The sequence below is a fragment of the Streptomyces sp. NPDC107471 genome (genome assembly GCF_055582845.1).
The window spans coordinates 260,877-279,905 of sequence record NZ_JBVJPC010000010.1 but is presented as its reverse complement, the minus strand read 5'-3'; the positions used below and the strand labels follow the sequence as shown (position 1 = coordinate 279,905).

The 19,029-nt window shown below is 70.1% G+C and carries 17 protein-coding genes, 1 tRNA gene and 1 riboswitch; of the genes, 4 read left to right on the top strand and 14 right to left on the bottom strand.

All coding sequences use genetic code 11. The features are described from left to right. Positions 1 to 50: 50 nt before the first annotated feature. The 5 genes from ACZ66S_RS31570 to ACZ66S_RS31550 form a co-directional block, all read right to left on the bottom strand. On the bottom strand, positions 51 to 1,226 hold the full coding sequence (locus tag ACZ66S_RS31570) for a 4-hydroxybenzoate 3-monooxygenase (RefSeq protein ID WP_469904960.1): 1,176 nt from the start codon (positions 1,224 to 1,226) through the stop codon (positions 51 to 53). A 193-nt stretch (positions 1,227 to 1,419) separates the two neighbouring features. Next, entirely contained in the window at positions 1,420 to 2,097 is a 678-nt protein-coding gene (locus ACZ66S_RS31565; RefSeq protein ID WP_469904959.1) for a hypothetical protein, read from the bottom strand. Positions 2,098 to 2,304: 207 nt separating this feature from the next. Next, positions 2,305 to 4,233: a zinc metalloprotease gene (locus ACZ66S_RS31560; RefSeq protein ID WP_469904958.1), complete on the bottom strand. Its 1,929-nt coding sequence runs from the start codon at positions 4,231 to 4,233 to the stop codon at positions 2,305 to 2,307. 108 nt (positions 4,234 to 4,341) lie between these two features. Beyond that, a complete protein-coding gene (locus ACZ66S_RS31555) occupies positions 4,342 to 4,560 on the bottom strand; it encodes a hypothetical protein (protein WP_053848216.1) in 219 nt (72 codons plus the stop codon). Between the two features lie 52 nt (positions 4,561 to 4,612). Then, entirely contained in the window at positions 4,613 to 4,828 is a 216-nt protein-coding gene (locus ACZ66S_RS31550) for a hypothetical protein (RefSeq protein WP_280894815.1), read from the bottom strand. A gap of 232 nt (positions 4,829 to 5,060) precedes the next feature. On the opposite strand from ACZ66S_RS31550, the gene ACZ66S_RS31545 reads away from it, so the two are divergent. Further along, on the top strand, positions 5,061 to 5,438 hold the full coding sequence (locus ACZ66S_RS31545; protein WP_469904957.1) for a helix-turn-helix domain-containing protein: 378 nt from the start codon (positions 5,061 to 5,063) through the stop codon (positions 5,436 to 5,438). 286 nt (positions 5,439 to 5,724) lie between these two features. Next, entirely contained in the window at positions 5,725 to 5,985 is a 261-nt protein-coding gene (locus ACZ66S_RS31540) for a hypothetical protein (protein ID WP_280851067.1), read from the top strand. Positions 5,986 to 6,033: 48 nt separating this feature from the next. Here ACZ66S_RS31540 and ACZ66S_RS31535 read toward each other — a convergent pair. Next, positions 6,034 to 6,117: transfer RNA gene (locus tag ACZ66S_RS31535), tRNA-Leu, on the bottom strand. Between the two features lie 427 nt (positions 6,118 to 6,544). Here ACZ66S_RS31535 and ACZ66S_RS31530 point away from each other — a divergent pair. Next, on the top strand, positions 6,545 to 7,306 hold the full coding sequence (locus ACZ66S_RS31530; protein WP_469905031.1) for an ABC transporter ATP-binding protein: 762 nt from the start codon (positions 6,545 to 6,547) through the stop codon (positions 7,304 to 7,306). After that, entirely contained in the window at positions 7,306 to 9,834 is a 2,529-nt protein-coding gene (locus tag ACZ66S_RS31525) for an ABC transporter permease (protein WP_469904956.1), read from the top strand. Before ACZ66S_RS31530 ends, ACZ66S_RS31525 begins: the two co-directional genes overlap by 1 nt. Before the next feature lie 55 nt (positions 9,835 to 9,889). On the opposite strand, the gene ACZ66S_RS31520 is transcribed toward ACZ66S_RS31525, so the two are convergent. From ACZ66S_RS31520 to ACZ66S_RS31485, 8 genes are all read right to left on the bottom strand, one after another. Further along, entirely contained in the window at positions 9,890 to 11,179 is a 1,290-nt protein-coding gene (locus tag ACZ66S_RS31520; RefSeq protein ID WP_469904955.1) for a class I SAM-dependent methyltransferase, read from the bottom strand. A gap of 145 nt (positions 11,180 to 11,324) precedes the next feature. Then, positions 11,325 to 12,701: an NAD(P)/FAD-dependent oxidoreductase gene (locus ACZ66S_RS31515; RefSeq protein ID WP_469904954.1), complete on the bottom strand. Its 1,377-nt coding sequence runs from the start codon at positions 12,699 to 12,701 to the stop codon at positions 11,325 to 11,327. Between the two features lie 432 nt (positions 12,702 to 13,133). Further along, positions 13,134 to 14,075 (bottom strand): Ppx/GppA phosphatase family protein, encoded by a 942-nt coding sequence (locus ACZ66S_RS31510; RefSeq protein ID WP_469904953.1) that lies wholly within the window; start codon positions 14,073 to 14,075, stop codon positions 13,134 to 13,136. Beyond that, on the bottom strand, positions 14,072 to 14,608 hold the full coding sequence (locus tag ACZ66S_RS31505) for a DUF501 domain-containing protein (protein ID WP_469904952.1): 537 nt from the start codon (positions 14,606 to 14,608) through the stop codon (positions 14,072 to 14,074). Before ACZ66S_RS31505 ends, ACZ66S_RS31510 begins: the two co-directional genes overlap by 4 nt. A gap of 30 nt (positions 14,609 to 14,638) precedes the next feature. Beyond that, positions 14,639 to 15,115 carry an FtsB family cell division protein gene (locus ACZ66S_RS31500; RefSeq protein WP_469904951.1) on the bottom strand — a complete coding sequence of 159 codons (477 nt, stop codon included), beginning with the start codon at positions 15,113 to 15,115 and terminating at the stop codon, positions 14,639 to 14,641. Between the two features lie 135 nt (positions 15,116 to 15,250). Continuing rightward, on the bottom strand, positions 15,251 to 16,537 hold the full coding sequence (eno, locus tag ACZ66S_RS31495; protein ID WP_469904950.1) for a phosphopyruvate hydratase: 1,287 nt from the start codon (positions 16,535 to 16,537) through the stop codon (positions 15,251 to 15,253). A gap of 296 nt (positions 16,538 to 16,833) precedes the next feature. Beyond that, the gene (locus tag ACZ66S_RS31490) at positions 16,834 to 17,517 is read right to left on the bottom strand and encodes a transglycosylase family protein (RefSeq protein WP_469904949.1); all 684 of its coding nucleotides are present in this window, start codon (positions 17,515 to 17,517) and stop codon (positions 16,834 to 16,836) included. A 4-nt stretch (positions 17,518 to 17,521) separates the two neighbouring features. Next, positions 17,522 to 17,699, bottom strand: a riboswitch (cyclic di-AMP (ydaO/yuaA leader). A gap of 205 nt (positions 17,700 to 17,904) precedes the next feature. Then, positions 17,905 to 18,909, bottom strand: a complete 1,005-nt coding sequence (locus tag ACZ66S_RS31485) for a transglycosylase family protein (protein ID WP_469904948.1) — start codon at positions 18,907 to 18,909, stop codon at positions 17,905 to 17,907. Between the last annotated feature and the right edge of the window lie 120 nt (positions 18,910 to 19,029).

The following is a 19,029-nucleotide window of genomic DNA, read 5'->3' as shown; positions in this document are numbered from 1 at the left end:
TCCTGCGCAACACGCTACGCGTACGCGTGATTCCCAGAGCCGGAGGGACCTCACCCGAAGGGGAAGCCGGTGTAGCCCTCCGCCAGGTCGGTCTCGGCGGCCCGGGATCCGGCGATCCGCTCCAGCCGGGCGAGCTGCATGCGGTCCTCGAAGGGGGTGGCGTCGGGCGCCCGGTGCAGCAGGCTCGTCATGTCGTACGAGAACCGCTCGGCCTGCCACACCCGCCGCAGGCAGGTCTCGGAGTAGGCGTCGAGGCGCTCGGCCGATCCCGTCTCCTTCAGGTGGGTCAGCGCCCTCGCGAAGGTCACGACGTCCCCGACGGCGAGGTTGAGGCCCTTGGCGCCGGTGGGCGGGACGATGTGCGCCGCGTCCCCGGCCAGGAAGAGCCGGCCGTACCGCATGGGCTCGTGGACGTGGGAACGCATGGGGGTGACGGACTTCTGGGTGATCGGTCCCCGGTCCAGCTTCCAGTCGTCGTCCGTCTCGAAGCGGCGCTCCAGCTCGTCCCAGATCTCCTCGTCGCCCCAGCTCTCCGCGTCCGTGCCGGTGGGGACCTGGAGGTAGAGGCGGGAGACGGACGGGGAGCGCATGGACAGCAGGGCGAATCCGCGGTCGTGGCGGGCGTAGACGAGCTCGTCGTGCGAGGGCGGTACGTCGGCGAGGATGCCCAGCCAGGCGAAGGGGTACGTCCGCTCGAACACCCGGGTCAGCTCGGCGGGGATCGCCTTGCGGGCCACGCCCCAGAAGCCGTCACAGCCGACGACGTACTCGCATTCCAGGACGTCCTCGCGGCCCTCGTGCCGGAACCGGACGCGCGGGGTGTCGGTGCCGGCGCCCTCGACGGCCAGGGCCTCCGCCTCGAACAGCAGCGGGCCGCCGTCCTGGAGCTGGAGGGCGATGAGGTCCTTGCAGACCTCGGTCTGGGCGTAGACCATGACGGACCGGCCGCCGGTGAGGGCGGGGAAGTCGACGCGGTGGCGCTTTCTGTCGTAGCGCAGTTCGATGCCGTCGTGCGGGAGTCCCTCGCGGTCCATGCGCTCCCCGGCGCCGGCCGCGCGCAGCACGTCGACGGTGCCCTGCTCCAGGATCCCGGCGCGCTGGCGCTGCTCGACGTAGGCACGGTCGCGGCTCTCCAGGACGACCGAGTCGATGCCGGCGCGGTGCAGGAGCCGGGCGAGGAGGAGGCCGGCGGGGCCGGCTCCGATGATGCCGACGGTGGTACGCATCGGACGTTCCCTTCGGGACCTGGTGGCGGGACGCGCACATGAGCTCGTGTTCGCGTGGTGAAGTTTCTTTCACTTGAGTGAGCCGAGTCTGCGCCCAGGGTCTGCCGATGTCAACGGTCCGCCGGTGTCAACGGTCCGGGCGCCCGTCCGGCCCGCGGACGGCTGCCGCGCGGGCCGGACGGGCGTTCCGGGGTCAGCGGCCGGGCCAGCCGTCCAGGTGGCGGCGCATGGTGACGTCCTCCTGCGCGTCGCCCTTCGGGGCGTCGGCCACGGCGTCCTGGAGGACGGCGTTGACCTCGGCGGCGAGGGCGTCGGCCCGGGCGCGCAGGTCGGTCGCGGGGATCTTGGACCGGGTCAGGGCGTCCAACCTGCGGTGGACGTCGGCGAGTTGGCGGCGGTGGGCGGAGTCGAGGGTGAGCGGGGCGGGCGTGGAGACCACGAACTGGTAGGCACCGGCCAGGGTCTGGCAGCCGGTGCAGCTCTTGTTGGTGGCGTCGCTGAGGTTCACCGCGTTCAGGCGGGTGTGCTCGCCCGCGACGGTGACGATCTGGAACGACAGCGCGACCGAACGGCACTCGTCGTCGGCGGTGCAGCCCGACGAGACGGCGTTGGCCTGGTTGCGCACGGAGGCGGCGTTCACCTTCCCGAACTGCCGGATGGTGAACGAGTCCTTCTGCTCCGTGTGGTCGAGGCGGTCGGCGTGGCTGAAGACGTGGTCCGAGGCGACGGCGACCTTGGCGGCGGTCCCGCCGGTGGCCGCCTGGGCCGGCACGGCGGTCGCCACACCGGCGACACCGGCGGCGAACAGCCCCACACGGACGGCACGGCGGGTGAGCGGACTGGACGTACGGGGTTTTCGGTGGCTGCTCAAGGGATCTCCCTGGGTGGTGGATGAGTACGGATGTGGGGGGCGGCGGGGAGGAGCCGGGCGCGCACGAAGACGGGACAGGGGCAGGGCGGGGCGGGGCGCGGCGGATCACCGGTGGGTCCGGCCTCGGCCGTGCCCACCGCCCCTCCCCCTCCGTGCCGCCCCGCCCCTCCCCGCCGTCCCGCCGTCTCCGGATCCGGACGGCCCCGCTCAGGACGCCCCGGGTGAACCGCTGGCCGGTGGCGGGGAGGCCGTCTCGGTGGGTGACGCCGGGATGCTCTCCGACGGGGTCGCGGGCGAGGCGGGGGCCGAGGGGCCCGTGCCCGGTGACGACGGTTCCGGGCCCGCCGAGGTGCCCTGCGTCGGGGAGGCCGGCCCGCGGGAGGAACCGGCGCCCGCCGGGCCGGGGGCCGTCGCGGACGACGCCGGCGCGGCGGACGCCGAGGCGCCGGAGGACGCCCCGGGCGAGGAGGTGTCCGAGCCCGGGGAGCGGCCCGCCGCCGTGGGCGCGACCGCTCCGGAGCCCGGGTCAGCCGGGTCGTCCGAGGCGTCCTCGCCCGAGGTGGCGGTGTCGCCGTCCGGGGTCGTGGCCTGCCGGGGCTGCGGTTCCTCCGTCGACACCCCGGGCTGGAGGATGGGCGCGATCGGGGGCTTCTTCGGCAGCGGCTGGGGCGTCAGCCCCGACGTCCACGCGTAGCTGAGCCCCGCCAGCCCGGCGAGGACCACCGCGCACAGCGCCACCCGCAGCCGGGGCCGCCCCGCCGTGGACCGTTTGGCGGCCCGCAGGAGCCGTCCGCCGATCTTCACGGAGAGGTAGACGACACCGCCCATGGGGATGAGCAGCATCAGACAGCCCAGCACCCCGACGAGTCCCTCGACGACCTTGCCGTCCGCGAAGGCCGCCCCGGTGCCGGAGAACTGCTCGACCATGGACCGGGTCATCGTGGCGATGATCCGGGGCAGGTTCCACAGGGCGTAGCCCATCTCGCCGATGATCAGCGGCACCATGGTGAGCACCCACGCGGCCACGATGGTCCGCGCCGACTTCTTCAGCCCGGCGACCTCCTTGCGCGCCGCCCGCCCCTTCCTGCCCGGCACCAGTCCGAGCAGGATCGGCTTGATCTTGCCGTAGAGGTCGGGGACCCCGGCGAGGTCACCGAGGATGTAGTAGCCGTCGAGGCGTACCGCCGGCATCAACTGCTCGAGGATCTCGAAGTGCCCGAGGTACACGGCGGCCAGGAAGAAGGGCTCCCCCGTGGCGAAGTACAGCCCGGCCATGCCGAGCATGAAGACCACGTTGAAGTAGACCCCGCCCAGGTCCGTCCTGATCCGGCCGCCGCGTCCGATCCGGTACACGTCCGTCACGTCCGTGTACATCGACGGCCAGATCAGGAAGATCCCGCAGCCGATGCACCCGGGCCGGGCGCCCCCGTACCGGCACGCGGACGCGTGGCCGAACTCGTGGAAGACGAGCGAGGCCACGGTCAGGGCGAAGACGATCAGGATCAGCACCGGCTGGTCGAGGACCTCCAGGACCGGCTCGATCGCCCCGAAGAAGCCGAACAGCCACACGTCCATGGCCACGGCCGTGAGCAGCACGGTCGCGACCACGACCGGCCGGTGCAGCCAGGTGAACAGCCCCGCGATCCGTGCCGTGCGCCGCTCGTCGAAGATGACCCGGTGGCCCTTGAGGGCGAGCAGCAGGTCGGAGCGCGGGGCGTCGACCTCGTCGCTCTCCTGGCCCTCGGGGACCGTGACCCCGAGCGGTTCGAGCTTCTTCTCCACGAGGAAGCGGATGTTCTCGCCGCTGACCTCGCGGCCGAACCGCGCGCTCACCCGGTGGGCGATGGACTCGGTGTCGCGTTCGCCGTCCACGGACGACGCCACCAGGTACAGCAGCCGCGAGAGCTGGACGACCTGCCCGTCCCCCCGACGGGCGATGTACTTGGGCTCGGTGAAGCCCGATCCCTGGTACTCGCCGTGCAGGCGCAGTCCCGCGCTCAGCCGCGGCACGAACCGCTGTTCGACGACCGGCAGGCTGCCCGTCGCCACCTGCTCGTACGTCACCGGCCAGCCGCCCGGCCCGGGCACCGGCCCCGGGTCGTACAGCGTCGGGGGCCCGTCTCCGAGCACTGTCATGTGTGGTCTCCCCCCACGTCCTCCCCGTTTCCCCCCTGGCACGGCCGTCGGGGTGGACCGCACCGCTGGTACGGGCGGCCCACCCCGACGGCCGTGGTCACACCGGCGTTACTGCTTGACGGTGATCGACTGCGAGGCCTGCGACTCGGCGACCGAGTACGAGGAGTGGTCGTTGAGCGCCGCGGACTGGTTGTCCGCCTGGATGTTGGCGATGTGCTTGGTGACGTTGGTCGTCTTGTTGAAGCTGAACTTCAGACGACCGAGGGCCTCCCGGCCCGGCAGCAGCTCGGCGGACTCGGTCTCCAGCTCGTGCATGTCCATGCTCATGACGGACGTCCTTTCAGGTGGTGCGGATCGGGTTCGAGGTGGTGCGCGGGTGTTACTGGGTGACCGTGATGCTCTGGCCGGCCTGGGAGGCGGCGGCCGAGGCGAAGGAGTGGTCGTTGACGGCCAGGGACGAGTTGTGGGCCTCGACGTTGGCGATGTGCTTGGTGACGTTGGTCGTCTTGTTGAAGCTGAACTTCAGACGGCCGAGGGCCTCCCGGCCGGGCAGCAGTTCCGCGGACTCGGCCTCGAGCTCGTGAGCGTCCATCATGATCAATTCCCCCTCAGGGATGGGCATTTCCGGTCGGACCGAGTCAGGTTCCCCCCGGACTCTGTCCAACTTGGTCGGACGAGCTGTCCAACGAGATTGGACAGTAGGGCTTCGCGGGGCCACCGCGCAACCCGTTCGGGGAATCACTCTTTCGGCGGCGGGTGGGGCCGCCCGTAGAATCGGCCCCGACATGGACGGTTCCGCCGAGCGGCGAGCAGGAAGTGACCCACCCGTGGCCAACGCACTCCAGCAGTTGATCCGTGAGCGCCTGGACCGCAAGGGCTGGTCCTACGGCGACGTGGCGCGCCGCGGTGGCGTCCCGCGCTCCACCGTCCACCACCTGGCGACCACCGACCGCGTCGTCCGCATGCCCCAGTCGGCCACCCTCGAAGGACTGTCCAAGGGGCTGGAACTCCCGTTGGACACCGTGCGCCGCGCCGCCGCGGAGGCCTGCGGCATCCACGTGTACGGCAGCCCGTCGGGCCAGGACACCGAGGCCGACCCCGAGGTCGACCTGCTGATCGCCAGCGTCCAGAAACTCTCGGCCGACGACCGCCGCCATGTCGCTGCGCTGGTGGAATCCCTGCTGGACCGCACCCCGAAGCCGTAACCGTCGGGAGCCGTGACGATGCCGTCGGACGGCTGCGGGTGCCCGGGGGCTGGTCGCGCAGCCGACTGCGCGAACAGCTCTCACCGACCCGCTGCCGACCGGTCGCCGCACCGGCAAGTGACCGTCCGGGAGCCGGGTGGCGGCGGTCCTCGATCGGGGATGTTCACTCTTCCGTGGAGTCGGAAAAAAGAACTCGACTGTGCCCGAAAGCGCCGCACCGCCCCGCTAGTCTCTCGTCCTGCCCGAGGAGCGAGAGCCGCACGACCCCGGGCTCCCAGGGGGGAATGTGTTGTTCGTGCATGGCGGGCCGGCCACGGCCGTGGTCCGTGGGCCCGCCGGAGAGTCGGTCGTCCTGCTCTCCGGTGAGCTGCCCGAGGTACTGACCGATCAGTCAGTGACCGAACTGGTGGAACTGGCCGCCGCCGTCCTGGACGCGGACGAGCTGCCCCTGTTCCACACCTGCCTGAGAACCCTGCGCCGGGACGGCATGCGCGCAGGCCGCAGAATCGAGATCGACGGTGCCGTACTGACCGTCTACGAGGGGTGACGACAGGAGGCCGGCCCACGCGCGCGTACGCGTCGCGTGGGCGGAAAGTGCCCGGAGCCGGACTTGAACCGGCACGCCCGCGAAGGGGCAGCGAGGTTTAAGCTCGCCGTGTCTGCATTCCACCATCCGGGCAGGTCATGGGCTCCGCGTTTGAGGTTCCGAGCCTATCGGGGCGCATCCCCCGAACAGTGGGCGGGCGGACCGATGTTGTCTTATTTTATTGACGTCTGAGGGTGCATCAGACCATGGAACGAGCCATCCGCACTTGCCAATAGCCTTGCGCGGGGCACCCGGGCGCGCATGCGGAATGACGGAATTTCACCGCCCGAACGAGGACGCTCCACCCGTTCTCCGCGCAGGCCCCCGTCAGGGGCCCCCGTCATCCCCAGGTATGACGCGGGGCCGCTCGGTCCGTCCGAAGTCTGCCTTCGGAACCAGGACTGCGGCTGACTACACGACGGCGTCCGGCCACCACGATGGAAGACGTCCTTCAACGATGTCGTCCCGCTAGGAGTTCCATCCCGTGACCACCACACCCTCCCCCAGACTGCGTCCGGGGGTGCCCCCAGCCGGCCGGGCCACCTCCGTGGCCGCACGCGCCACGGATCTGTCGAAGATCTACGGACAGGGCGAGACCCAGGTGGTCGCCCTGGACCGGGTCACCGTCGAGTTCCGGCAGGCCGAGTTCACCGCGATCATGGGCCCCTCCGGTTCCGGCAAGTCCACGCTGATGCACTGCGTGGCCGGCCTGGACACCTTCTCCTCCGGCTCGGTCCGCATCGGCGACACCGAGCTGGGCGCCCTGAAGGACAAGCAGCTCACCAAGTTGCGGCGGGACAAGATCGGCTTCATCTTCCAGGCGTTCAACCTGCTGCCGACCCTGACGGCCCTGGAGAACATCACGCTGCCGATGGACATCGCGGGCCGCAAGCCGGACAAGGAGTGGCTCGACTCGGTCATCCGGATGGTCGGCCTGCGGGACCGGCTCAGCCACCGCCCGGCGCAGCTCTCCGGCGGCCAGCAGCAGCGTGTCGCCGTCGCCCGGGCCCTCGCGTCCAGGCCCGACATCATCTTCGGCGACGAGCCGACCGGAAACCTCGACTCGCGCTCCGGCGCCGAGGTCCTGGGCTTCCTGCGCAACTCCGTGCGGGAGCTGGGGCAGACGGTCGTCATGGTGACCCACGACCCGGTGGCCGCGGCGTACGCGGACCGGGTGGTGTTCCTCGCGGACGGCCGGATCGTGGACGAGATGTACAAGCCCACGGCCGACAACGTGCTCGACTTCATGAAGCAGTTCGACGCGAAGGGCCGCACCTCCTGATGTTCCGCACCGCCCTGCGCAACGTACTCGCGCACAAGGCCCGACTGGCCATGACCGTCCTCGCCGTGATGCTCGGCGTGGCCTTCGTGTGCGGCACGCTCGTCTTCACCAACACCATCTCCGAGGCCTACCAGAAGAGTTCGGCCAAGGGCCTCGACCAGGTCGACGTCGCCGTCACCGCCACCTGGGACGAGGACAAGGGCAACACGATCGGCAAGCGCCACGAGCTGACCCAGGCCCTGCTCGACCGGAGCGCCGAGGTCCCCGGGGCCTCGCACGCCATCGGTGTGGTCAGCGGCTTCACCGCCATCGCCGACAAGGACGGCAAGCTCATCGGCGGCGGCTTCCAGTCGCAGGGCGGCAACTACTACGGCGCGAAGGACCCCCGGTACCCGCTCGCCGAGGGCAGCGCCCCGCACGGCCCGGACCAGGTCGCCATCGACTCCGAGACCGCGAAGCGGGCCGGCTACAAGGTCGGCGACACCGTGCGCCTCTCGGTCGACGGCCCGGTCCTCAAGCCGGTCGTCACCGGCATCTTCACCACCGACGACGGCAATGTCGCGGCCGGCGGCAGCCTCGCGCTGTTCGACACCGCCACCGCCCAGAAGCTGTTCGGCAAGCCTGGGACATACGACGAGATCGACGTGAAGGCCGCCCCCGGCACCTCCCAGGCCGCGCTGCGGTCCGCGCTGGACAAGGCGCTCCCCGCAAAGCTGGTGGAGACCGAGACCGGCAAGGAACTCGCCGACCGGCAGGCCGAGATGATCGCGGCCTCGATGAGCGGGCTCAAGCAGGGCCTGCTGGTCTTCGCCGGCATCGCGCTGTTCGTCGGCACCTTCATCATCGCCAACACCTTCACCATGCTGGTCGCCCAGCGCACCAAGGAGCTGGCCCTGCTGCGGGCGGTCGGCGCCTCCCGCCGGCAGGTCACGCGGTCGGTGCTGATCGAGGCGTTCGTGGTGGGCCTGGTGGCCGCCGTGACCGGTCTCGTGGCCGGTATCGGCATCGGCGCCGGGCTCCGGTCCCTGATGGGCACGTTCGGCGCGACCGTCCCCGACGGTCCGCTGGTCATCACCCCCGGCACGGGCGCCGCGGCCCTCGCGGTCGGCGTCCTGATCACCATGCTGGCGGCCTGGCTGCCGGGCCGCCGGGCGGCGAAGATCCCGCCGGTCGCGGCGATGAGCAGCGTGCACGCCAAGGCGACGACGAAGTCGCTGGTGCTGCGCAACACGCTGGGCGCGCTGTTCAGCGGGGCGGGTGTCGCCGTCGTCCTGGCGGCCACGACGATGGAGGGCTCGGACGGTCAGGCGCCCATGGGCCTGGGCGCGGTCCTGCTGATCATCGGCGTCTTCATCCTCACCCCGCTGCTGTCCCGCCCGCTGATCGCGGCCGCGGCCCCGGTCCTGCGCGTCTTCGGCATCTCCGGGAAGCTGGCCCGCCAGAACTCGGTGCGCAACCCGCGCCGTACGGCCGCCACCGCCTCCGCGCTGATGATCGGCCTCACCCTCATCACCGGCATGACGGTGATGGCGGGCAGCCTCCAGAAGTCGATCGACAAGATGGCGTCGGCGGCCGTCAAGGCGGACTACGTCGTCTCCATGGCGAACGGCAACGAGCTCTCCCCGGACGTGGAGCGGCAACTGGCGAAGGCCGAGGGCGTCACCGCCGTCAGCCCGCTGCGCAACGCGCCCGCCCGGATCGACAACGAGACCGAGTTCCTGACCGGCGTCAACGGCTCGGCGATCGGGAAGCTGACCGACCTGAAGACCGACAGCGGCACCTTCGAGGTCGGCGGGGCGCGGGTGGTCGTGGACCGGGACACCGCCAAGTCGCACGGCTGGAAGGCGGGTTCGGCCTTCACCGTGCACTACGAGGACGGCAAGGCGCAGAAGCTGACGATCGCCGGCGTCTACGAGGGCAACGAGCTGATCAGCGGCATCATGGTGGACACCGCCACCCTCAACCCGCACCTGAGCGACCTGTCCGACATGCAGGTCATGCTGAAGACGTCCGGCGGGGCCTCGGACGCGACAAAGGACCGGCTGGAGAAGGTGCTCGGCACCAACCCGGCCATCAAGGTCCAGGACAAGAAGGACCTCTCCGAGTCCATCGCGCAGATGTTCACGCTGATGCTGAACATGCTCTACGGCCTGCTCGCGATGGCGGTGATCGTCGCCGTCCTCGGGGTCATCAACACGCTGGCCATGTCGGTCTTCGAGCGCTCCCAGGAGATCGGCATGCTCCGCGCGATCGGCCTGGACCGCAAGGGCATCAAGCGGATGGTCCGTCTGGAGTCCCTGGTCATCTCGCTGTTCGGCGGTGTCCTCGGCATCGGACTGGGCGTCTTCTTCGGCTGGGCGGCCGGTGAGCTGCTCGGCACGAAGATGGCCACGTACGAACTCGTCCTGCCCTGGGCCCGGATGGCCGTCTTCCTGCTGCTGGCGGCGACGGTCGGCATCCTCGCCGCGCTGTGGCCGGCCCGCCGGGCGGCCCGCATGAACATGCTGGCCGCCATCAAGGCCGAGTAGGGGAAACGGCACCGGGGGCCCGTCACCGAGGGGGTGGCGGGCCCCTTGCCTGCGCTCAGTTCCAGGTGCGGGCGCGCAGCGGCATCCCGGACCGGCCGGACTCGGGGGTGCGGACGGCCAGGACCTGGTTGACGCCGAGGCGGTTGCGTTCGAAGCCGAGGGCGCAGGCGGCCATGTAGAGGCGCCAGACCCGGGCCCGGCCGGGACCGGCCAGCCGGGCCGCCCGCTCCCACCCGGCCTCCAGGTTGGCGACCCAGCGGCGCAGGGTGAGCGCGTAGTGCTCACGGATCGACTCGACGTCGCGCACCTCGAACCCGGCCCGCTCCAACTGGGTCACGGTGGTGCCGACGGGGGCGAGCTCGCCGTCGGGGAAGACGTAGGCGTCGATGAACCCGTCGAGGTCGTAGGCCGACTCGTCGGACAGCGGGCGCCGGGCGATCTGGTGGTTGAGCAGCCGCCCGCCGGGCGCGAGCAGCCGGTACAGGTCCTCGGCGTACTCCAGGTACTTCTCCGATCCCACGTGCTCGGCCATGCCGATGGAGGAGATCGCGTCGTACGGCCCGTCGACCACGTCGCGGTAGTCCTGTACGCGGATCTCGACCCGGTCGGTCAGTCCGGCGTCGGCGACGCGCTTGCGGGCGTAGGCGGCCTGTTCCTGGGAGAGGGTGATGCCGACGACGCTCACGTCGTACTCGCGGGCGGCGTGGATCGCCATCGAGCCCCAGCCGCAGCCGACGTCGAGGAGCCGCTGCCCCGGCCGGAGCGCGAGCTTGCGGCAGACGAGGTCGAGCTTGTCGTGCTGGGCCTGTTCCAGGGTGCCGTCCGGGTCCGGCCAGTAGGCGCAGGAGTACACCATGGACGGGCCGAGGACGGTCTCGTAGAAGCCGTTGCCGACGTCGTAGTGGTGGCTGATGGCGCGCTTGTCGCTGCGTCTGGTGTGCAGATGGCCCCGGGCGCGACGGATCTCCTCGCGGGGCGGGGCCGGTGGCAGCGGCAGACCGGCGAGCCGGACGAGTCCGAGCACCGCGGCCCGGGTCTGCGGGTCGCGCAGGACCTGGAGGGCGGAGCGGGTCTCCTCGCGCTCCCAGACCAGGCCGGAGAGCAGGCCGAGAGCGGCGTAGAAGTCGCCCTCGATGTCGAGGTCCCCGGCGACCCAGGCGCGGGCCAGCCCCAGTTCGCCCGGCTTCCACAGCAGTCGGCGCACAGCGCGGCGATTGCGTACGAACAGGGTGGGCGCGCCGGGCGGCCCCGCCGTCGAACCGTCCCAGGCCCGGATCCGAACCGGCAGTTCGGTTCCCAACAACTGTTCGAGCAGACTCTTCAGCCGCAGTGCGGCATCCGCCATGACCCACACCTCCGTGACGAGGATCCCGGATTTGTCCACCTGGGTAAACAACCGAAGGGTCATGGTCAATCCCGGAAAACCCCGAAAGGCCCCCTGCACCACGGATGGCAGGGGGCCCTTCGGTTCGTTCAGCGACCGGTACCGGTCAGGAGGCCTTCGCCTCGGTCTTCTTCGGCTCGGCGGCCGGCACGGGACGCGCGGCCTCGTAGAACTCCTCGCGCGGGTTCTCCATGGCGCCGAGGGAGACGACCTCGCGCTTGAGGAACATGCCGAGGGTCCAGTCGGCGAAGACGCGGATCTTGCGGTTCCAGGTCGGCATGGCCAGACCGTGGTAGCCGCGGTGCATGTACCAGGCGAGCCGGCCCTTGACCTTGATCTTCATCTTGCCCATGACGATCATCGCCACGCCCTTGTGCAGGCCGAGACCCGCGACAGCACCCTTGTTGGAGTGGCTGTACTCCTTCTGCGGGAAGCCCCGCATGCCGGAGATCACGTTGTCGCCGAGGACCTTGGCCTGGCGCAGCGCGTGCTGGGCGTTCGGCGGGCACCAGGCGTTCTCCACGCCGGCCTTGCGGGCGGCGACGTCCGGGACCTGGGCGTTGTCGCCGGCGGCCCAGATGTAGTCGGTGCCCTGGACCTGGAGGGTCGGGGCGGTGTCCACGTGGCCGCGGGGGCCCAGCGGGAGGCCGTAGCGGGACAGCACCGGGTTGGGCTTCACGCCGGCGGTCCACACGACGGTGTTGGAGTCGACCTCCAGGCCGTTCTTCAGGACCACGTGGCCGTCGACGCAGGAGTCCATCGAGGTGGAGAGGTAGATCTCCACGCCCCGGCTCTCCAGGTGCTCCTTGCCGTACTGGCCGAGCTTGGGGCCGACCTCGGGGAGGATCTTGTCGGCGGCGTCGACGAGGATGAACCGCATGTCCTCGCGCGAGACGTTGGTGTAGTACTTGGCCGCGTCGCGGGCCATGTCCTCGACCTCGCCGATGGTCTCCGCACCCGCGAAGCCACCGCCGATGAAGACGAAGGTGAGCGCCTTGCGGCGGATCTCCTCGTCGGTCGTGGAGTCGGCCTTGTCGAGCTGCTCAAGCACGTGGTTGCGCAGGCCGATGGCCTCCTCGATGCCCTTCATGCCGATGCCCTGCTCGGCGAGGCCGGGGATCGGGAAGGTGCGGGAGACCGCGCCGAGCGCGATCACCAGGTAGTCGAAAGGCAGCTCGTACGCCTCGCCCACCAGGGGGGCGATCGTGGCGACCTTGCGGTCCTGGTCGATGGTGGTGACCCGGCCGGTGAGAACCTCCGCCTTGGGCAGCACGCGTCGCAGCGGGACGACGACGTGGCGCGGGGAGATGTTGCCGGCGGCGGTTTCGGGGAGGAAGGGCTGGTAGGTCATGTACGACCGGGGGTCGACGACCGTGACGGTCGCCTCGCCGTAGCGCATCTTCTTGAGAATGCGCCGAGCTGCGTACAGGCCTACGTACCCACCGCCTACTACGAGGATCCTGGGACGCTCCGTGGTGCTCATGCCATCGAGTATCCACCTGCCTCAGGGGGGTCGCTCGTGCGCCCCTTCACAAGCTCTTGGAGGGTGTGTGTTATCCTCCGCGACTCGCGTGACTCAGGTCATGGCGCGGAGCGGGAACCACGGTATAGGGATCTCCGTTGTCAATGCCGCGTGAGCTGCCTCTCCGTGCCGAAAACGGTCCCGTGAGGGGTCTTCGCCGGACCCTCGCGGCCCCCTCTCCCGAGGTCCGCATCCCACCGTTTTGAACGTGTTCACACGGGTGTTGGGCCCCCGGAAGGGTCAACCGGACCACATTCGTCGTCCGACAGGGCCCAATTCCTTGTGAAGAACTTCACGAACTTTCCCGGCGGCACGACGAAGAGGGGCCCCGAAGGGCCCCTCAGAGACGCTCATACGTTGTTCTGCCTGCTCAGCAGAGGTGCCCCACGCGGCCTAGGCGACCGACCACGCGATGCCGTCGAGGATGTCGTGCTCGCTCACCACGACCTCCTCGGCACCGATCCGCTCCATGATCGTGAGCAGCACGAGCGCCCCGGCGGCGATCACGTCCACCCGCCCCGGATGCATGGAGGGCACGGCCGCGCGCTCCGCGTGGGTGGAGCGCAGCAGCCACTCGGTGATCTCACGGACGCGGTCGCGGGAGACCCGGGAGTGATGGATGGCCTGCGAGTCGTACTCCGGCAGCCCCTGCGCGATCGCCGACACGGTGGTCACGGACCCGGCGAGGCCCACCAGGGTGCGCGCCTCGCGCAGCGGCACGGTCTCCTCGGCCAGGTCGAGCGCGGCCTCGATGTCGGCCCGCATCGCGGCGATCTGCGCGTCGGCCGGCGGGTCGCTGACGACCCCGTCCCGCACAAGGTGCCGCTCGGTCATCCGCACACAGCCGACGTCCACGGAACGCGCGGCCCGCACCCGGTCGTCGCCCACCACGAACTCGGTCGAGCCGCCGCCGATGTCCACGACCAGGTAGGGCCTGGCCAGGTGGTCGCTGCCCGTGAGCTCCTTGGTCGCCCCGGTGAAGGAGAACTCGGCCTCCTGGTCCCCGGAGATCACCTCGGGCTCGACACCGAGGATGTCCAGGACCCCGCGCACGAACTCGTCCCGGTTCTCAGCGTCCCGGGAGGCGGACGTGGCGACGAACCGCAGCCGCTCGGCCCCGTGCTCCTTGACGACCGCCGCGTACTCCCGGCACGCGGCGAAGGTCCGCTCCAGCGCCTCGGGGGCCAGCCGCCCGGTCCGGTCGACGCCCTGCCCGAGCCGCACGATGGTCATACGCCGGTCCAAGTCGACCAGTTCACCCGTCTCCGGGTCGCAGTCCGCGACGAGGAGCCGGATGGAGTTCGTACCGCAGTCGATCGCGGCGACCCGGGTCACTGGTCGCTCTCCTCGGTCTCGGCGAGCGTCACGCACGCGCCCTTGCGCCACCACTCCGGCAACATCGCGATCGCCTCGTCGCCCAGCGGGTTCACGCCCGGCCCGGCGGCCAGCGAGTGGCCCACCAGGACGTGCAGGCACTTCACCCGGTCCGGCATGCCGCCCGCGCTCGGGAAGCCCTCCAGTACCTCGATGGCGTCCCGGCGGGCGAGGTAGTCCTCGTGCGCGGCCCGGTACGCCTTCGCGAGCTCCGGATCGGTCTGCAGCCGCTCCGTCATCTCCTTCATGACGCCGTTCGCCTCCAGGGTGCCGATCGCCGAGGCGGCGCGCGGGCACGTCAGGTAGTACGTCGTCGGGAAGGGCGTGCCGTCGGGGAGGCGGGGGGCCGTCTCCACCACGTCCGGCTGCCCGCAGGGGCAGCGGTGCGCGATCGCGCGCAGTCCGCGCGGCGGCCGGCCGAGCTGCTGCTTGAAGGCCGCTACGTCCGCGTCGGTCGGCTCGGTACGCGGAGTGGAGGGCGGAGGCGTTTCCATGCCTGTCTTTCTATCGGTCCGTCGGTCGGTTCACTGGTCGGAGGCGTCGGACTTGTCGACCCCGTCCCAGACGTTCGCGTACCAGGGCCGGTCGGCCGCGCCCAGGTCGCTGCGGGACTGCTTCGCCGCGTCCGGGTCGACGACGATGAACCCCGTCTCCCCCGGCATCACGTAGTGCAGCCGCTGCCGGATCTGCTGCTCCGCGTACGCGTCGTCCTGCCAGCGGGCCTTGAGGTCGCGCAGCTTCTCGACCCGCTCGGCGGCCCGCTCCTTCTCCTGCTGGAGATCGGCGATCTCGGCGCGCTGCGAGACGTACTGCCTTATCGGGTACGCCAGCGCCACCACCAGCGTGCACAGCACCAGGGCGAGCAGCGCGGCCCGGCCGGTCAGCCGGGAGCGGCGCGCCTGCCGTTTGGTCTGGGAGCGGTAGACACGGGCCGCGGTCTGCTCGCCGAGCAGCCTGATCCTGGTCGTGGTGGAGAAACGGTCCCGGTCCTTCACGGCCATCGGCTCTCCGCCTCCCCTTCTACGTGCGTACGTCCCCGCACACGGTACGGGACCGGTACGGGGACGTACGTACGACTGGCTAAGGCTTAGCCCTGCCGGGGGCAGCCCTTGACGCTGCTCAGCCCTTTACGGTGCTCAGCCCTTGAAGCGCGGGAAGGCGCTGCGGCCGGCGTAGACCGCCGCGTCGTCGAGGATCTCCTCGATGCGCAGGAGCTGGTTGTACTTGGCGACGCGCTCGGAACGGGCCGGGGCGCCGGTCTTGATCTGGCCGCAGTTGGTGGCGACGGCCAGGTCGGCGATGGTGACGTCCTCGGTCTCGCCGGAGCGGTGGGACATCATGCACTTGAAGCCGCTGCGCTGGGCGAGCTCGACGGCGTCGAGGGTCTCGGTGAGCGAGCCGATCTGGTTCACCTTGACGAGCAGCGCGTTGGCGGCGCCGTCCTCGATGCCGCGGGCCAGGCGCTCCGGGTTGGTGACGAAGAGGTCGTCGCCGACGATCTGGACCTTGTCGCCCAGCTTGTCGGTGAGGACCTTCCAGCCGGCCCAGTCGTCCTCGAACAGCGGGTCCTCGATGGAGACGAGCGGGTAGGCCGCCACGAGCTCCTCGTAGTACTCCGTCATCTCGGCGGCGGAGCGGTCCTTGCCCTCGAACTGGTACTTGCCGTCCTTGTAGAACTCGGAGGCGGCGACGTCGAGCGCCAGGGCGACCTGCTCGCCGGGGATGTAACCGGCTTCCTTGATCGCTTCGAGGATGAGGTCCAGGGCGGCGCGGTTGGACTCGAGGTTCGGGGCGAAGCCGCCCTCGTCGCCGAGGCCGGTGGACAGGCCCTTGCTCTTCAGGACCTTCTTGAGGGTGTGGTAGACCTCGGTGCCCCAGCGCAGCGCCTCGGAGAAGGACTCCGCGCCGATCGGGGCGATCATGAACTCCTGGATGTCCACGTTGGAGTCGGCGTGCGAGCCGCCGTTCAGGATGTTCATCATCGGAACGGGCAGCAGGTGCGCGTTCGGGCCGCCCAGGTAGCGGAAGAGCGGGAGGTCGCTGGCCTCGGAGGCGGCGTGGGCGACGGCGAGGGAGACGCCGAGGATGGCGTTGGCGCCGAGCGAGCCCTTGTTGTCGGTGGCGTCCAGGTCGAACATCGCCTGGTCGATCAGACGCTGCTCGGTGGCGTCGTAGCCGACGAGCTCCGGGCCGATCTGCTCGATGACGGCCAGGACGGCCTTCTCGACACCCTTGCCGTAGTAGCGGTTCGGGTCACCGTCGCGCAGCTCGATGGCCTCGAAGGCGCCCGTGGAGGCGCCGGACGGAACGGCGGCACGACCGGTGCTGCCGTCGTCGAGGCCGACCTCGACCTCGACCGTGGGGTTGCCTCGGGAGTCCAGGATTTCCCGGGCTACGACGACGTCGATGGACGGCACGAGCATCTCCTTCTTGGGATGTGACACGGTCCGCCGGGACCGCGGTGGGTTCTGCGAGACCGAGCCTAACCGGCTCGGGGGGATCGGCGACCGTGTGGACCGACCCATGGACAGAACCGAGAGTAAATTGTTTCCGAACTGAACAAAGACGGGCCGGTACCCGCGCATGAAAAAGCCCCGCCCCGGTGCGTACGGGGGAACACGCACCGGAGCGGGGAGCCCGTGGGGACGGGGGGGGTGACCCTCACGAGGTCTTCAGTATGAGGACCACGCCTGTGAGGGCACTGTGGTTCAGCCAGGTGTCACTTCAGGTGGAGCTGCTGGCCCGGAAAGATGAAGTCGGCATCGTCGATGATGTCCTTGTTCAGCTTGAACAGCTTCTGCCAGCCGCCCTTGACCTTGTGCTTCTCGGCGATCGAGCTGAGGGTGTCACCCTTGACGACCTTGTACTCGCCGTCGCCCTTCTTGACCTTCTTGCCGGTCGGCGTGGTGACGGTCTTCTTGGCGGCCGGACGCTCGGTCGAACGCGAGGCGCTCTGCTCCTCGGTCGAACGGCTGCTCGTGTTCGAGGAGCTGCTGGAGGAGGACGAGCTGCTGCTGCCGCCGTTGTAGGCGGCGCTGGACAGGCCCGTGCCGCAGACCGGCCAGGCACCCTTGCCCTGGGAGGCGAGGACCTTCTCGGCGACGGCGATCTGCTGGGCCTTGCTGGCCTGGTTGGCCTGCGCGGCGTACTGCGTGCCGCCGTACGCGGCCCAGGTGGAGGCCGAGAACTGCAGGCCGCCGTAGTAGCCGTTGCCGGTGTTGATGGACCAGTTGCCGCCGGACTCGCACTGGGCGACGGCGTCCCACTCGGAGGCGGTGGCGGCGGAGGCGCTGCCGGCCGCCATCAGCGGGGCGGCGATGGCGACACCGGTGACGCCGGCGAGCGCGGCGACGCGGGTGGCCTTGGACGGACGGCGGTGCTTGCCCTTGCCGGAAAACAGCATGGATCGATCCCCTCACCGACGCCTGCGAGGTGAGCTGTCGGGTTCGGGCCGGTTGAGTTGCCCGGTCGCGCTCGGCGCCTTGCGGCTCCTTGCACGGCTTCACCCCTAGCCGGTCCAGCGTGAACTGCTGGGTCCGGCGCTTACCTTGGGTCCCCCGCTCCTGCCTACGGCGCTTGACGCGACGACTGTTCCCGTACGGCCGCTGGCAGGATTCGGCGTTGCGACAGACGGGGCTCGGGTTGCCGAGCGGTCACGACCGTAGACACGCGCTCGGCGGAATTTCAAAGACGATCAGGGCTTCTGAGACTCATCCCACACTTTCACCAAAGTGGACATTCGGCGCGAAGCGTGACGTGAACTCCCGTTGTTTTTCAGGTCTTTTCGACCCTATTCCGCCCCTGTGTCGAGCGTCTGACCGGCGGAGATGTTGCTCGGGTCGGCCCCGATGCGGTCCCTGTTCTCGGCGTAGAGCGCGCGCCATCCGCCGTCGAGGCCAAGGGAGTCGGCGATGGAGGCGAGGGAGTCGCCCTCCTGGACCGTGTAGGTGGCGGCGTGCCGGCCGGTCGAGGAGGAGGCCGTGCTCTTCGTCGTGTTCTCCACGACACTGTCGCCGCGGTGCTTGCCGGAACCCAGGGCGCCGACGTCGACGAGGGCCGAAGAACTGCCCTCCTGCCACGACTTGTCCGCTTCGTCCTCTTCTGCGCTCAACACGGGCGAGCTGTCGGAAGGCTGTGCGTCCTGCTTGGCGGAACCCTCGGACTCCGAACCGTTCTTTTTGTCCGGCTTGGCCGAACTGTCACCGCCGGAGGGGGTGGCCGACGGCGAGGGCGTCGCGGACGAACCGTCCAGCGCGTCGAGCAGACCCGAGGACTCCTCGGAGTCCGACGAGTTGGAGGAACCGGATGAAGAGGAAGAACCGGAGGAACCGGAGGAAGATCCGGAACCGGACGAATCGGACGAACTCGACGCCGAGGGCGTACCGCTCCCCACACCCGTGTCGACATCGGCCGAACTCGCGTCCTTGCTGAGACCGCCCAGCAGCCCACAGGTCGGCCAGGCGGCGATGCCCTGGTCCGCGAGCAGCTTCTCGGCCACGGCTATCTGCTGGTTGCGGCTGGCCAGGTCCGCGGTCTCGGCGTACTCGAGGCCGCCGTACTTCTCCCAGTTCTCCTGGGACATCTGCAGGCCGCCGTAGTAGCCGTTGCCGTCGTTCTCGCTCCAGGAGCCGCCGCTCTCGCACTCCGCGACCCGGTCCCACGTGGTGCCCGTGGCCGCGCTCGCCCCGGTCGCGCCGAGCAGTGGGATCGCGATGGCGGAGCCCGTCACACCGGCCGCCACGAGGAGAGCCGGAGCCTGACGGGGGCGACGGTGACGACCGTTCCCGGAGAGCATGGGGGGACCTTTCCCGAGACAGCAAGTACCCGCGCGGTGGGTGATACGGGGACCGCGCTGGTCCGTGAACGTATAGGGATTCGATCACTTGTCACAAGTTAATGCCGCGTAGATCACGTG

Bases quoted from the DNA above. Each gene is read 5' to 3' on its own strand.
- ACZ66S_RS31570 (WP_469904960.1), bottom strand. From the start codon at position 1,226: ATGCGTACCACCGTCGGCATCATCGGAGCCGGCCCCGCCGGCCTCCTC.
- ACZ66S_RS31560 (WP_469904958.1), bottom strand. From the start codon at position 4,233: ATGACAGTGCTCGGAGACGGGCCCCCGACGCTGTACGACCCGGGGCCG.
- ACZ66S_RS31555 (WP_053848216.1), bottom strand. From the start codon at position 4,560: ATGAGCATGGACATGCACGAGCTGGAGACCGAGTCCGCCGAGCTGCTG.
- ACZ66S_RS31550 (WP_280894815.1), bottom strand. From the start codon at position 4,828: ATGATGGACGCTCACGAGCTCGAGGCCGAGTCCGCGGAACTGCTGCCC.
- ACZ66S_RS31525 (WP_469904956.1), top strand. From the start codon at position 7,306: ATGTTCCGCACCGCCCTGCGCAACGTACTCGCGCACAAGGCCCGACTG.
- ACZ66S_RS31520 (WP_469904955.1), bottom strand. From the start codon at position 11,179: ATGGCGGATGCCGCACTGCGGCTGAAGAGTCTGCTCGAACAGTTGTTG.
- ACZ66S_RS31515 (WP_469904954.1), bottom strand. From the start codon at position 12,701: ATGAGCACCACGGAGCGTCCCAGGATCCTCGTAGTAGGCGGTGGGTAC.
- ACZ66S_RS31505 (WP_469904952.1), bottom strand. From the start codon at position 14,608: ATGGAAACGCCTCCGCCCTCCACTCCGCGTACCGAGCCGACCGACGCG.
- ACZ66S_RS31500 (WP_469904951.1), bottom strand. From the start codon at position 15,115: ATGGCCGTGAAGGACCGGGACCGTTTCTCCACCACGACCAGGATCAGG.
- eno (WP_469904950.1), bottom strand. From the start codon at position 16,537: ATGCTCGTGCCGTCCATCGACGTCGTCGTAGCCCGGGAAATCCTGGAC.
- ACZ66S_RS31490 (WP_469904949.1), bottom strand. From the start codon at position 17,517: ATGCTGTTTTCCGGCAAGGGCAAGCACCGCCGTCCGTCCAAGGCCACC.
- ACZ66S_RS31485 (WP_469904948.1), bottom strand. From the start codon at position 18,909: ATGCTCTCCGGGAACGGTCGTCACCGTCGCCCCCGTCAGGCTCCGGCT.